Origin of the sequence: Pseudomonas sp. Irchel s3a10, assembly GCF_900187525.1 — a bacterium.
GTDB classification, from domain to species: Bacteria; Pseudomonadota; Gammaproteobacteria; order Pseudomonadales; family Pseudomonadaceae; genus Aquipseudomonas; species Aquipseudomonas koreensis_G.
In genome coordinates this window covers 244595-259142 of sequence record NZ_FYDR01000006.1, presented here as the reverse complement: position 1 = coordinate 259142, position 14548 = coordinate 244595, and the positions used below count along the sequence as shown (strand labels likewise).

11 protein-coding genes are annotated in these 14548 nt (G+C 61.3%); 9 read left to right on the top strand and 2 right to left on the bottom strand.

Translation table 11 applies throughout. The annotated features are described in order from the left end of the window. Nucleotides 1–20: 20 nt before the first annotated feature. On the top strand, nt 21–491 hold the full coding sequence (locus CKW11_RS19150; RefSeq protein ID WP_095138769.1) for a DUF1810 domain-containing protein: 471 nt from the start codon (nt 21–23) through the stop codon (nt 489–491). On the opposite strand, the gene CKW11_RS19145 is transcribed toward CKW11_RS19150, so the two are convergent. Next, nucleotides 456–2816, bottom strand: a complete 2361-nt coding sequence (locus CKW11_RS19145) for a DNA polymerase II (protein WP_177440020.1) — start codon at nt 2814–2816, stop codon at nt 456–458. The two genes, CKW11_RS19150 and CKW11_RS19145, sit on opposite strands and share 36 nt — an antisense overlap. A 329-nt stretch (nt 2817–3145) precedes the next feature. On the opposite strand from CKW11_RS19145, the gene CKW11_RS19140 reads away from it, so the two are divergent. Continuing rightward, entirely contained in the window at nt 3146–3586 is a 441-nt protein-coding gene (locus tag CKW11_RS19140; protein WP_095138767.1) for a CBS domain-containing protein, read from the top strand. A 135-nt stretch (nt 3587–3721) separates the two neighbouring features. Here CKW11_RS19140 and CKW11_RS19135 read toward each other — a convergent pair whose 3' ends face one another. Next, nucleotides 3722–4345 (bottom strand): glutathione S-transferase N-terminal domain-containing protein, encoded by a 624-nt coding sequence (locus CKW11_RS19135; RefSeq protein ID WP_095138766.1) that lies wholly within the window; start codon nt 4343–4345, stop codon nt 3722–3724. 1146 nt (nt 4346–5491) lie between these two features. Between CKW11_RS19135 and CKW11_RS19130 the strand changes: the two genes are divergently transcribed. The 7 genes from CKW11_RS19130 (at nt 5492) to CKW11_RS19100 (ending at nt 14534) form a co-directional block, all read left to right on the top strand. Beyond that, nucleotides 5492–6316: an energy transducer TonB gene (locus tag CKW11_RS19130; RefSeq protein WP_095138765.1), complete on the top strand. Its 825-nt coding sequence runs from the start codon at nt 5492–5494 to the stop codon at nt 6314–6316. A 51-nt stretch (nt 6317–6367) separates the two neighbouring features. Further along, a complete protein-coding gene (locus tag CKW11_RS19125; RefSeq protein ID WP_095138764.1) occupies nt 6368–7075 on the top strand; it encodes a MotA/TolQ/ExbB proton channel family protein in 708 nt (235 codons plus the stop codon). Beyond that, on the top strand, nt 7075–7476 hold the full coding sequence (locus tag CKW11_RS19120) for a biopolymer transporter ExbD (protein ID WP_007918272.1): 402 nt from the start codon (nt 7075–7077) through the stop codon (nt 7474–7476). Before CKW11_RS19125 ends, CKW11_RS19120 begins: the two co-directional genes overlap by 1 nt. 207 nt (nt 7477–7683) lie before the next feature. Beyond that, nucleotides 7684–10395 (top strand): TonB-dependent receptor, encoded by a 2712-nt coding sequence (locus CKW11_RS19115; RefSeq protein WP_177440019.1) that lies wholly within the window; start codon nt 7684–7686, stop codon nt 10393–10395. A 185-nt stretch (nt 10396–10580) separates the two neighbouring features. Continuing rightward, complete coding sequence (locus CKW11_RS19110) at nt 10581–12446, top strand: extracellular solute-binding protein (RefSeq protein WP_095138763.1); 1866 nt, start codon at nt 10581–10583, stop codon at nt 12444–12446. 1 nt (nt 12447) lies between these two features. After that, the gene (locus tag CKW11_RS19105) at nt 12448–13512 is read left to right on the top strand and encodes a microcin C ABC transporter permease YejB (RefSeq protein ID WP_095138762.1); all 1065 of its coding nucleotides are present in this window, start codon (nt 12448–12450) and stop codon (nt 13510–13512) included. Further along, the gene (locus CKW11_RS19100; RefSeq protein WP_095138761.1) at nt 13512–14534 is read left to right on the top strand and encodes an ABC transporter permease; all 1023 of its coding nucleotides are present in this window, start codon (nt 13512–13514) and stop codon (nt 14532–14534) included. Before CKW11_RS19105 ends, CKW11_RS19100 begins: the two co-directional genes overlap by 1 nt. Nucleotides 14535–14548: the final 14 nt, after the last annotated feature.

Below are 14548 nucleotides of genomic sequence, written 5' to 3'. Positions count from 1 at the left end.
CTGCTGGCGAGGGCTTCGTCATGAGAAGCACTGATCAGTACGACCCGTTCAATCTGCAGCGTTTCGTCCAGGCCCAGGATCCGGTGTTCGAACGGGTCCAGCGTGAGCTCAACGAGGGGCGCAAGCGCAGCCACTGGATGTGGTTTGTGTTCCCGCAGTTCGCCGGGCTGGGCGGCAGCGAAATGTCCAGACGCTTCGCCATTCAATCCGCTGACGAGGCGCGGGCCTATCTGGCCCACGACCTGCTCGGTGCACGGCTGCGTACCTGCACGCAGTTGGTGCTGAACCTCCGCCAGCGTTCGATTGCCGAGATTTTCGGCCACCCGGATGACCTGAAATTCCACTCCTCGATGACCCTGTTTGCGCAGTTCAGCGCCGAAGATTGCCTGTTTGCTCAGGCACTGGAGCGCTACTTCCACGGCATCCTCGATGAATGGACCCTGCAACTGCTGGACTCAAAACAGGCCCAGTTGCCCCCCGATCAAGGTTGAGAAATCGTCGTCGACAAACGGCAGGATCGCATCCGCCACCGGTTGCAGCTGGCGGGTGATGTAGTGGTCGTAGTCAATCGCGGCGCGGCGCACTTCCAACGGTTCCGGCCCGGCCAGGGTGATGACGTAACTGATCCAGCCGCCGTTCTGGTATTGCCGCGGGCGACCCTGCTGCGCGTTGTAATCGTCGGCCAGCCGCGCCGCACGCACATGCGGCGGCACGTTGCGTTCGTAGTCGTCGAGGGTACGGCGCAGGCGTTTGCGGTAGACCAGTCGCTCATCGAACTCGCCGGCCAGAGTCTTGCGCACGTAATCGCGCACGTAATCCTGATACGGCTTGCGCTGGAAGATCCGCTCGTAGAGTTCCTGCTGGAACTGCCGGGCCAGCAGCGACCAGTCGGTGCGCACGGTTTCCAGGCCCTTGTAGACCATTTCTTCGCTGCCGTCGGCGCGGGTCACCAGTCCGGCGTAGCGCTTCTTGCTGCCCTCCTCGGCGCCGCGAATGGTCGGCATCAGAAAGCGTTTGTAGTGGGTTTCGTACTGCAATTCGAGGGCGCTTTGCAGGCCGTACTCCTCACGTACGTGCGCGCGCCACCAGTCGTTGACGTGCTTGACCAGCGCCTGACCGATCTGCGCCGCTTCCTCCTGCCCGTGCGCGCGACGCAGCCAGACGAAGGTCGAGTCGGTGTCGCCATAGATCACCGCGTGGCCCTGCGCTTCGATCAGTTGACGGGTGCGCAGCATGATCTCGTGGCCGCGCAGGGTGATCGACGACGCCAGCCGCGTGTCGAAAAACCGACAACCACTGGAGCCGAGCACGCCGTAGAAAGCGTTCATGATGATCTTCAGCGCTTGCGACAACGGTGCGTTGTGCTCGCGCTTGGCGGTCTCGCGGCCCTCGGCGACCCGCGCGACAATCGACGGCAGGCAATGCCGGGTGCGCGAAAACCGTGCGCCGCGAAAACCCGGCACCGAATCGGCATCATCCGGGTGTTGCAGGCCTTCGATCAGGCCCACCGGGTCGATCAGAAAGGTGAGGATGATCGACGGATACAGGCTCTTGTAATCGAGCACCAGCACCGACTCGTACAGCCCCGGCTGCGAATCCATGACGAAACCGCCGGGGCTGGCCTGTGGCGGGTTGGTGCCCAGGTTTGGCGCAACGAAACCCTGACGGTGCATCAGCGGCATATACAAATGGGTAAACGCCGCCACCGAGCCGCCGCTGCGATCCGCCGGCAGGCCGGTAACGCTGGCGCGTTCCAGGAGAAACGTCAGCAGCTCGGTCTTGGCGAAGATCCGCGTGACCAGCTCACAGTCCTTGAGGTTGTACTTGGCCAGCGCCGGTTTGTCCTCGGCGAACATGCGGTTGATTTCGTCCATGCGCTGGTACGGGTTGTCGATCGCTTTCCCTTCGCCGAGCAGGGTCTGGGCGACGTTTTCCAGGCTGAAGGAGGGAAAACTCCAGGTCGCCGACCGCAGCGATTCAATGCCGTCGATGATTAGCCGCCCCGCCGCCGAAGCAAAGAAGTGCGTGCGGCTGCCGTGTTCGCGCCACTGCATCTCTTCGCCGCCACGGCCGATTTTCAGCGGCACGCCGAGGCGCCGCGCGTGTTCGTGAAGGATGCGCAAGTCGAACTGGACGACGTTCCAGCCGATGATCGCGTCGGGATCGTGGCGGGCGAACCAGTCGTTGAGCTTTTTCAGGATCACGGTGCGCGAATCACAGTATTCGAGATCGAAGTCGACGATGCTGGCGTCACCGTTGGGCGCGCCGAGCATGTACACCTGACGCTGGCCGCAGCCCTCAAGGGCAATGGAATACAGCTCGCCGGTTTCGGTGGTTTCGATATCCAGCGAGACCAGCCGTAGTTGCGGTCGGTATTTCGGATCAGGTTTGAGTTGGGCGTTGAGCAGCACGCCGTCAGCGTCGGCGCTACCGCCGAACAGCACTGGTGCGGTGATGAAACGCTCCATGAGGTAGCGCTCGGGCGGACGCACGTCGGCTTCGAAGACATCGACACCAGCGCGGGACAGCGCGGTTTCCAGGCGCATCAACTGGCCGTGTTGCTGGCAATACAGGCCCAACACCGGACGATGTTCGAAATCCTGCAAGGCCAGTGGTCGGAGTTCGACGTTCTTTTCGTCAAGCAGCAGGCGTTCGGCCGCCTCGCGTTGTGCGGCAGGGATAAACGCCACCGACGTCTGCGGCGCCAGGCGCACACGGCGCGGCCCGGCGTCGGTCGCCAGCCAGAACTCGACTTCGGTGCCGGCCGGGGTATCGCGCCAATGCCGGGTCAGGACGAAGCCCTGCTGTAAATCCACCACTGCAACCTCAGGAATTGAATCAGAGGGGCATTCTACGCGGCATCGTCCGAGATAACCCCATCCCCTGTGGCGAGGGAGCTTGCTCCCGCTCGGCTGCGCAGCAGTCGCAAAACCAGGCAATGCGGCGTATCAGACAAACCGAATTCTCAGGGTTTGGGCCTGCTACGTAGTCCAGCGGGAGCAAGCTCCCTCGCCACAGGGTTAGAGCCAACCCGGAAAAACCGCCAAATGACGTTTTTTGCGTGCTATCTGCCGCTTTGCCACCTTGCCCTGCGCGCAAGGGTCTACGATGCTTGAAGAACAACGACAACACCTGAGTAACCGCCATGAAGACCGTCGCCCAACTGCTCAAGCTCAAAGATCAGAAAAATCAGGAAGTGCACCAGATCAAACCTGATCACATGGTGCTCGAAGCGTTGATGAAAATGGCCGAAAAAAACGTCGGGGCCTTGCTGGTGGTGGAGGACGAAAAAGTGGTCGGTATCATCAGTGAGCGTGATTACGCACGCAAACTGGTACTGCACGGGCGCTCGTCAGTGGGCACACCGGTGCGCGACATCATGGTCAAGGACGTCATCACCGTGGACACCCACCAGACCGTCGACACTTGCCTGGGCATCATGTCCGACAAACGCCTGCGCCACTTGCCGGTGGTGGAGAACGGCAAGCTGATCGGCCTGCTGTCGATCGGCGACCTGGTGAAAGAGGCGATTGCCGAACAGGCAGAGCTGATCAAGCAGCTGGAGCAGTACATTCGCGGGGAGTGATCTCCTTCCGTCCGAGCACCGCAAATCCCCTGTGGGAGCGGGCTTGCTCGCGAATGCGGTGTATCAGTCGAAACATCTCTGACTGACACACCGCATTCGCGAGCAAGCCCGCTCCCACATTGGTTTACCGGGTGTTCAGGACGGCCAATGCCGGGCGAAGACAGGCGCCAGCACCGGATGCCGGTCGATGCGTTGCAGCCACGCATAAAACCCTGGACGGGTCTGGCGCAGATGCTCGCGGCTCCCCGCCCAGCGCGTCACCACTGCCGCCAGCACATCCAGCGCGCCGGGCGCTTCGTCGTCCAGGTACAACTCGGCGGAAAACTGGTCGGCAAACACTTCCCAGCTCCAGTGCAGGCGCTCACGTGCGCCGGCCATCAGGTTCTGCCGTGAGGCTTCGTCCGGCATCACCAGCCAGCGCTCGGGATAATCGATGACGCCGATGGCCGCATAGCAATTGCTGGCGATATAGACCATGCCGCGAATCGCCTGATCGCGATCGGTAGCCTTGGCCGGCAACAGGCCGGACTCGGGAAAGCTCAGGCCCAGATGAATCAGAATCGCCACACTCTCGGTGATCGCACTGCCATCGGGCAATTGCAGGGTCGGCACCTGCTTCAGTGGATTGAGGCGCGCCAGTACCTCCGCGGCCTCAGTCGAGGCTTCGATATCGATAAAGCGATAGGCGATCTGGCATAACTCCAGCGCCGCCTCGATGGCTGCGGCACCTGAATTGCGATGTCCGTACAGTTGATACATGCCCCCTCCTCGATCTCGACAGATCTGTGTAGCCCTATTTATAGCGGGTGTATCCGCTTTGGCACGTTTTTCCCATGCAATCGCGACTTGCGAATTCAAACCTCGCAAAACAGCGCTGGCGGTGCCCATCCCGCACCAAGAGCAATCATCGAACGCTATCCGCGTTCTTGTAAGGTGCGATACCGAACCAAAAGTTCGCGTATCCGAGCTGGCAACAAGGAGTTCACCGCGTGAATCTTCAAACGCTCTGCCGCATCAACCTCTGCTTGTTTGTTTATCCACAACGCCGCGTTCATTCGAACAGTCCCGGCGGCGAGCGCCTTTACTTTATTACCTGACTGCATGGCCGCACACCGTGATTGGCGATGAGCTCTTCGCCGACAATGGCGTGCTATTTATTTTTTAAATACAACTGCAAAAGTTACTGCACGAGCGCCGTATTAAGTGAGCGTAGACGAGATTGTCGGACAATAACTTTCAATGACTTTGCAAGTGCACCAAAACGGCTCCAGCAACCTGAACTACTCAACACTGAAAACACTGATTTCATTTAAACAAGAACAAGGAATAAACGCCGTGATCCGCTAAAACAAAGACCCGCACCAAATCAGTCCGCCGCGCACCAGCAAGTGCCCCGGCAGTTAGCCAAGCCGCCGCTCTATCCCGCCGATCAGCGTGATACCGCGTAGAGCCTGACTCGCCTCTGAAAAAACTCCACTCACGGGCGTTACGGGAAACTGTTGGCCGAAGAAATACACGACCAAGGCAAAACTTATATAAATGCGACATGGGTAACACTGATGAAATAAGCGCTCTACATTTCAGCAATATCTGGCACAGCGGTTGCTAATTGAACTGCGAACACGAAATTTGTAGGAGCTGCCGAAGGCTGCGATCTTTGCTTTCAATATCAAAAGATCGCAGCCTGCGGCAGCTCCTACATAAAGCACCAGAACAACCAGGGAATGGGTAATGAACACTCGAAGTCGATGGCTCTAAGCCAGTAACTGTAAGCAAGCCCTGTTCAATGGATAGTTCAACTATCGGCCTGCGCACACCTTAAAGAAAGTTACACCCACCCACTCGAACATCACCCCAATGTTCGGACGGCACCTTATTGCCCTTCATCAACCCGAGGGAGCTTTAATGAACGATGCGGTAAAGCACAGAACCCTGCCGGGGTCGTTACGGGAAGCGCCCGTCCCGCCGTCGCCGGACAGGCCAGCCTTCACGGCCAATACCTCGCAGCCCGGCGGGTTGAACAAACAGCAGATGCTGTTGCTGGTGGCGGTATCGGCGCTGATACACGGCGGCGCCTGGTGGTTTTTCCAGCAGACCCGGCCCGAGCCACTGCCGACTCCGCCGCAGATTCCGGAAATGACCGTCGAGTTGACCAGCCCGACGCCGCCGGCACCGCCCACACCGGAACCACCGCCCCCACCGCCGCCGCCGCCCCCTCCGGAACCTGAACAACCGGTGGAAGACGAAGACGCGGTCAAGCCACCGCCAAAACCGGTAGAGAAACCCAAGCCGATCGAAAAACCGAAACCGGTCGAGAAGCCCAAACCGGTGAAGAAAGTCGAGCCGCCAAAAGCTCCGCCCGCCCCGGCACAACCGGCCGCTCCCGCTGCGCCGGCGACACCGAGCGCGCCACCGGCCCCGGCCGCCGCGCCTGGCCCGGTCAAGGAATCGGCAGCGATTTCCGGTCTCGCCAGCCTTGGCAACCCGCCGCCGGAATACCCGTCGCTGGCGCTGCGGCGCAATTGGGAAGGCAGCGTGGTGCTGCGCATTCAGGTGCTGGCCAACGGTCGCGCCGGCACGGTGACAGTGACCAAGTCCAGCGGCAAGCCGCAACTGGATGACGCCGCCGTCGCGGCGGTGAAGAACTGGAAGTTCATTCCGGCCAAACGCGGTGACACGCCGATTGACGGCTTCGCCACCCAGACCATCGATTTCAAATTGCCGCAATAACGGCACAACCCGACGAACTCACAACCGACTTAATGCAAGCGAGGTGTAGCGATGAACAATTCACTGTCTTCGATGATTGTCCCCGGTGTGCTCTGGGGCCTGGTGCTGTTTTCCGTGGTCAGCTGGGCGATCCTGCTGGTCAAGTCGGCGCAATACCTGCGCCAGAAATCCCAGAACAAACAGTTCAGCAAAGCTTTCTGGGGCGCGCCGGATCTGCTCACCGCGGCCGAACACGCCAGTCAGTATCCGGGCTCGCTGGCGCGCATCGCCAGCAGCGGTTTCGAAGCCTTGCTGGTGGAAGAGTCTCCGCGGACCACGCAACAACTGGCGCACACCATCAACCGTTCCGATCGCCTGGAGCGCAACCTGCGCCAGCAGATCCAGAAGGAACGCCGCTCGCTGGAAAACGGTCAGGCGATCCTCGCCAGTATCGGCAGCACCGCGCCGTTCATTGGTCTGTTCGGCACCGTGTGGGGAATCATGGAAGCCCTGCAAAGCATCGGCGAAACCGGTTCGGCCAGCCTTGAAGCGGTCGCCGGCCCCATCGGTCATGCACTGATCGCCACCGGTGTGGGGATCGCCGTCGCGGTCCCGGCAGTGCTGATTTACAACTTCTTCCTGCGCCGCCTGAAACTCGCCTCGGCAGACATGGATGACTTCGCCCACGACTTCGATGCGCTCGCCTCGCGCAGCGCGTTTTCCATCAGCCGTCAGGCCATCGCCAGCAAAACCACAGCCGCCGTGCGGGAGGCCAGCTGATGTCGTTCTCCACGCAAGACAGCGATGAAGTGCTCAGCGAAATGAACGTCACGCCGCTGGTGGACGTAATGCTCGTGCTGCTGGTGGTGTTCATCGTCACCGCGCCGCTGATGACCAACGCGATCAAGGTCAACCTGCCGAAAACCGATGCCGTCGCCCCCGCCGAAAAGAAAGACCCGGTGGTGGTCAGCGTCGATCAGGACGGCAAGTTCTACCTGGCGAAAACCGAACTGGCGCCGGAATCGCTGGAAGCCAGCCTCAAGGAGGTAAAGGCCAAGGACGCCGAAGTTCGCGTGCAGTTGCAGGCCGACTCCGCCGTCAATTACGGCCAGGTGGCGAAAGCCATGGCATCCATCGAACGCTCGGGCATTACCAAGATTTCGGTGATGACCACCCATTGAGTGCGGTGGCGGGCGCGCATTGAGGGACACGCCCGCCACCGTTCGCTGACTCCCGTCGCAATCAGCCGACCGAAAAAACGCCACGCGTCTTCGGAGGGGATCGGCTTGCTTGAAGAAAGTGGTTTTCCGCACGCGGTATCACCGATAGCGGAGCAATGAGGGGCTCACAAGGCCAATTCGATAACGTCTGACAAGTCGGAAACAACCATGCTGATGAACACTCCACGCTTCACGCTCAAACCTTTGGTGGCAACGATCTCTCGTCACCGTTTTGTTCCGTTGTATCTGGTGGCCATGGGGATGGGCGCCGGGACTGTGCAAGCCGCCGAGGATGACAACGCCACCGTGCCCGCTGCGGCAGCGGTGGTGGCGCCGACCACGCAACTGCAACGGGTGGAAGTGACGGGTTCGGCGATTCGCCGGGTCGATGCGGAAACGGCGGTGCCGATCACCATTCTCAAGGCCGATGAGCTGCGCAAACAGGGCGTGACCACCACCGCCGAACTGGTGCAGCGAATCACCGGCAGCCAGTCGATCAACAACAGCGCCGGCTCGGTCGGCGCCGCCACCGGTGGCGCTTCGTTTGCCGACATGCGCGGCATCGGCGCGAACAAGACCCTGGTGCTGCTCAACGGTCGACGCCTGGCGAACAACGCCTTGTCGGGCACCAACTCGGCCGGCGGCGCGGTGGATCTGAACATGATCCCGTTTGCCGCGATCGAGCGAGTGGAGGTTCTACGCGACGGCGCATCAGCCCTGTACGGCACCGACGCCATCGGCGGCGTGATCAACTTCATCACCAAGAAATCCCTGACCGACGGCCAGCTCACCCTCGGTGGCGAAACCCCGACCCACAGCGGCGGCGGTGCCACCAAAGACATGAGCGCCAGTTGGGGCTACGGCGACCTTGAGCAAGACCGCTTCAACGTGCTCGGCGTATTCAACTACAACAAGCAACAGAACCTCGACGCCAACGACCGCTCCTTCGCCCGCGACTACGATCCTGGTCGTGGCCTGGACCAGACCTCCGGCACCGCATTCCCCGGCAACTATAGCCAGAACGGCAACGCCACCAACCCGTTGGCCAACAGCAATTGCAACGGCCCCAACCTGGTCGCCCGTGATGGCCTATGCCGCTTCAGCACCCGCGAATACATCGACCTGGTGCCGCAAACCGAGAAGACTTCGTTTTTCGGCAAGACCACCGGCAAGCTCGGCGACGATCACAACGTCAACCTCGAATACTTCTGGTCGCGCAACAACAACGCCACCGCAGTCGGCCCGGCCCCGCTCACCGGTTTGAGCCTGGATTCCTCGTCGCCCTACTACCCCGGCAACGGCATTACCCCGGCCCCGACCGATTTCGCCCTCGACCCGACGCAGCCGGTCGACGTCAACTGGCGCGAAACCGCCGCTGGCCCGCGTGAATCGAAAGACCAGAACACCAGCCAGCGCTTTCTGCTGAGTTTTGACGGTCTGGTCGGCGGTTGGGATTACAACGTCGGCGCCTCGTACAACCAGAACAAAATCGTCTCCAGCGTCACCAGCGGTTATGTCAGCGATCAGGCGATGATCGATGGCCTGGCCAGCGGTCTGCTCAACCCGTTCGGCCCGCAATCGGCCGCCGGTCAGCAGTACATCGATCAAGCGGCTTACCACGGCGCCTATTCCACCGCTGTTGGTCGGGTCGCCGGGTTTGACGGGCGGATCAGCCGCGAAATCGGCGACTGGTTCGGTGCCGGTCCCTCCGGTCTGGCGCTGGGCGGCGAGTACCGCAAAGAGAAATTCCATCAGGATTTCGAGCAGTTTGCCGGCGACATTCAGAGCCTCGGCATCGACCCGGCCGGCAGCGTCGAGGGCGACCGCAGCGTGAAAGCCGCGTACGCCGAAATCAACGTGCCGGTGCTCGACAGCCTCGAACTGTCCGCCGCCGTGCGCCACGACAAATACAGCGACTTCGGCAGCACCACCAACCCGAAATACTCGTTCCGTTATCAACCGCTCAAAGAGCTGGTGGTGCGCGGGGCGTACAGTGAAGGCTTCCGTGCGCCGTCGCTGTACGAGCTGTATTCGCCGCGCAGCATCACCTTCACTCAGGGCTACTACAACGACCCGGTGCTGTGTACCGGTGGCGTGGTGCAACCGGGTGGCAACGGCGGGCGCGATTGCGGCCAGCAGTTCCTCAACCAGATTGGCGGCAACGAAGATCTGGCACCGGAGAAGGCGCGTAACGTGACCCTGGGCTTTGTCTATCAGCCGGTCAACAACCTGTCGGTGGGTCTGGATTTCTGGTGGATTCACATTTCCAACCAGATCCAGCCGTTCCCTGAATCCACCGTGTTCGATCAGGCCGGCAGCTACCCGGATCGCTTCGTGCGCAACGCCGACGGCACGCTCAACTACATCGTCACCGGCAATGCCAACCTCGGCATCGTCGAGACCAACGGTGTCGATGTGTCGCTGGACTACCGCTTCCCGAACACGCCTTACGGCCAGTTCGGTCTGGGCCTGCAAGGCACCTACGTGGACGAGTACGACTTCCAGAGCACCATCAAGGGCCCGTTCACTGACAAGGTCGGCGACTTCCAGGGTGACGGCGTGATCGCGCGCTGGAAACACAACCTGACCGGCAGCTGGACCTTCGGTGCAGCTCGTGCGTCGCTGACCAACCGCTTCACCACCGGTTACAACGACTACGACCGCGATACCCATGCTCGCGTGGCCTCGTATTCGGTGTGGGACCTGTCGGCCGGCTACACCTTCAACAAGGTGCTGGATGTCGATGCCGGGATGAAGAACATGTTCGACCGCAACCCACCGTTCTCCAACCAGGCCTACAACTTCCAGAGCGGCTATGACCCGCGCTACACCGACCCGCTGGGCCGCACGCTGTTTGCGCGCATGACGTATCACTTCTGACCGAGAGCACCGGATGTCTCTCCTGTGGGAGATGTTTCCACTGTGGGAGGGGGCTTGCTCCCGAAGGCGGTATATCCGTGAAGGGTGTGTTGACTGACACACCGCCTTCGGGAGCAAGCCCCCTCCCACAGTAGATCTCCCACAGGTTGAGCTGAGCTTTTCCAGGGATTTTGAGGAGTGATTGCATGAGTGTTTTGCGCAACATGGCAGGCCTGCTGCTCGGCGGCGCTTTGCTCTGCGCCGCCGTGCCGGCAATGGCCGCTGGCAGCTATGCACTGACGGTGTACGGCGAGGCGCCGAAGTATCCGGCGAACTTCGAGCATTTTGATTTCGTTGATCCCAAGGCGCCCAAGGGTGGTTCGCTCAGCCGCGCGTCGATGGAGATCGGCCAGTACAACTACATCACTCCGTATGCCGATCAGGGCATTTCCGTTGTGCAGGTCAACGACTGGGTGTATGCGCCGCTGGCGTTCCGTTCGCTGGACGAGCCCTACACCGTTTACGCCTTGGTCGCGCAGCAGATCGAGCGCGATCCCGAGGGTCTCTGGGTGCGCTTCACCCTGAACCCCAAGGCACGCTTCGCCGACGGCACGCCGATCACCGCCGAGGACGTGCGCTACACCTTCAACCTGCTGATGACCAAGGGCAGCCTCAGTTATCGTCAGCAGTACGCCGACGTGCAGGACGTGCTGATCGAAAACCCACGGCAGGTGCGCTTCACCTTCAAGAACAACCTCAACCGCACCCTGGCGCTGGATCTGGCGACACTGCGCGTGGTGCCCGAACACTGGTGGAAGACGCGCGATTTCGCCAACGGCGGCGGCTTCGAACCGCCGCTGGGCAGCGGCCCGTACCGCGTGAGCAAGGTTGATGCCGGACGCAGCATCAGTTTCCAGCGCGACCCGGACTGGTGGGGCAAAGACCTGCCGGTCAGTCGCGGCATGTACAACTTCGACACGCTCACGGTGAATTTCTACGGCGACACCGACGTCGCGCGCCAGCTGTTGCAGGCCGGGGCGTTCGACTACAACCGCGAGTTTTCCTCGTCCGGCTACGTGGTGGGTTACGACAGCCCGGCACTGCGTGACGGTCGCTTGCAACAGGCGATCCTCGCCCCGCAGAAACCCACCGCGGCCCAAGGCTTCGTGTTCAACCTGCAAAACCCGATCTTCCAGGATCGCCGCGTGCGCCAGGCGATCAGCCTGCTGTGGGATTTCGAATGGACCAACAAGCAGATGATGCGCGGCTTCTACGTGCGCCAGAACAGCTTCTGGCCGAAGAGTGAAATGGCCGCCACCGCCCTGCCCGACGCCGAGGAATTGAAGATCCTTGAACCGTTGCGCGGGCAGATTCCGGACGAGGTGTTCACCACGGTGTATCAGGCGCCGAAAACCGATGGCAGCGGTTACATCCGCGACAAGCAACTGCAAGCTTTGAAGCTGCTCGCCGAGGCGGGCTGGACGCCGCAACACAGCCGACTGGTCAACGCCGCCGGCGAGCCTCTGGAGTTCACCTTCCTCGACGGTCAGGGCGGGTTCGATCGCATGCTTTTGCCGTTCAAACGCACCCTCGCGCAGATCGGCATCACCCTCAATCTGCGCCGGATCGACTCGGCGCAATACGTCAATCGGCTCAACGCCCGCGACTACGACATGATCGTCACCAGTTTCCCGCGCAGCGGCGATCCGATCGTCTCTCCCGGACGCGAGCTGTACAGCCTGTACGCCTCGCAAAGTGCCACGCAAGTCGGCAGTTCGAACTCGATGGTGCTGGCCAACCCGGCGGTCGATCAACTGATCGACGGGCTGGTCAAGGCTGATACCCGCGACGCCATGGTGCATTACGCCCGCGCCCTCGACCGGGTGCTGCAATGGGGTTACTACATGATTCCCAACTACTACTCCAAAGGCACGCCGACGGTGTATCAGAACCGCTTCGGCATGCCGGCGGTGCAACCGGCGTACGACGAAGGCCTCAACACCTGGTGGGAGGTCTCGGCCAAGCCGTTGACCACGCAACAGATGCACTCCCAGCTCGCAGGGGGTCAGTGACATGCTGCGTTATCTGAGTCGACGTTTGCTGCTGATCATCCCTACGCTGCTGTGCATTCTGGTGGTCAACTTCGTGATTGTGCAGGCCGCACCGGGGGGGCCGGTCGAGCAAGCCATTGCGCGCCTGCAAGGTTTCGGCGGGCACGGCATGGGCGGTGGTGGCGAAGTCGCCGCGATTGGCGGTGCCGGGCGCAGCAGTCGCGGGCTGGACCCGGCGCTGATCGAGGAAATCAAGCATCACTACGGTTTCGACAAGCCGATGCACGAACGCCTGTGGCTGATGCTTAAAAACTACGCCCAGCTGGATCTGGGCAGCAGTTTCTTTCGCGGCGCCAAGGTCACCGATCTGATCATGCAGAAGCTGCCAGTGTCACTGTCCCTGGGTCTTTGGGCAACGCTGATCACCTACCTGATTTCAATCCCGCTGGGCATCCGCAAGGCGATCAGAAACGGCAGCGCGTTCGATGTCTGGAGCAGCACCGCGATCATCATTGGCTACGCGATGCCGGCGTTTCTGTTTGCGATGCTGCTGATCGTGGTGTTCGCCGGCGGCAGCTACGTCAACTGGTTTCCGGTGCAGGGCCTGGTGTCGGATAACTTCGACAGCCTCAGCCCCCTGGGCAAGGTCGGCGACTACCTCTGGCACTTGGTGTTGCCGGTCACGGCACTGGTGATCGGCGGGTTCGCCACCCTGACCATCCTCACCAAAAACAGCTTCCTCAACGAGATCAGCCGCCAATACGTGATCACCGCGCGGGCCAAGGGTTTGACCGAGCGCCGCGTGCTCTACGGCCACGTGTTTCGCAACGCGATGCTGCTGGTGGTGGCCGGGGTGCCCTCGGCGCTGATCGAGGTGTTTTTCGCCGGTTCCTTGCTGATCGAAACCATCTTCAACCTCGACGGCCTCGGGCGCATGAGTTACGAAGCGGCAGTGTCGCGTGACTATCCGGTGGTGTTCGGCGCGCTGTTTCTGTTCACCCTGTTCGGCCTGTTGATCAAGCTGATCGGTGACCTCTGCTACACCCTGCTCGACCCGCGTATCGACTTCTCGGCGAGGACTGCCTGATGTTCACACTTTCTCCTCTGGGTCAGCGCCGGGTCGCGCAGTTCAAGGCCAACCGCCGTGGAGGCTGGTCGCTGTGGCTGTTCATTGGCCTGTGCCTGATTTGCCTCGGCGGCGAACTGATTGCCAACGACAAACCGTTGGTGATCCGCTACCACGGCGCCTACTACTTCCCGATCCTCAGCGAATACCTGGAAACCGATTTCGGCGGCGAACTGCCGTTCCAGCCGGATTACGCCAGCGCTTACGTGCACGGGCTGATCGAGGATCAGGGCGGCTGGATGCTGTTTCCGCCGATCCCGTTCAGCTACGACACGGTCAATTACGACCTGACTGAACCGGCACCCAGCCCACCCTCTTCCAGCAATTGGCTGGGCACCGACGATCAGGCGCGGGACGTGTTGGCACGGGTGATTTTCGGCACACGGATTTCAATTCTGTTTGCGCTGATCCTCACCGGCATCAGTGCGCTGGTCGGCATCGTTGCCGGGGCGCTGCAGGGTTACTACGGCGGCTGGGTCGACCTGCTCGGGCAACGGGTGCTGGAGATCTGGTCGGGGCTGCCGGTGCTGTATCTGCTGATCATCTTGTCCGGGTTCGTCTCGCCGAGTTTCTGGTGGTTGCTGGGAATCATGGCGCTGTTTTCCTGGCTGGCATTGGTGGACGTGGTGCGCGCCGAGTTCCTGCGTGGCCGTAATCTGGAATACGTCAAAGCCGCGCGGGCGCTGGGGCTGACCGACAGCGAACTGATGCTGCGGCACATCCTGCCCAACGCGATGACCTCCACCCTGACCTACCTGCCGTTCATTCTGACCGGCGCCATCGCCACCCTCACCGCCCTGGATTTCCTCGGTTTCGGCATGCCCGCCGGCACCGCCTCGCTGGGCGAATTGATCGGTCAGGCCAAGCGCAATCTGCAAGCGCCATGGCTGGGGCTGACGGCATTTTTTGCCTTGGCGCTGATTCTGTCGTTGCTGGTGTTCATCGGTGAGGCTTGCCGTGATGCGTTTGATCCAAGATCTTGATCCGAGGAGCTGAC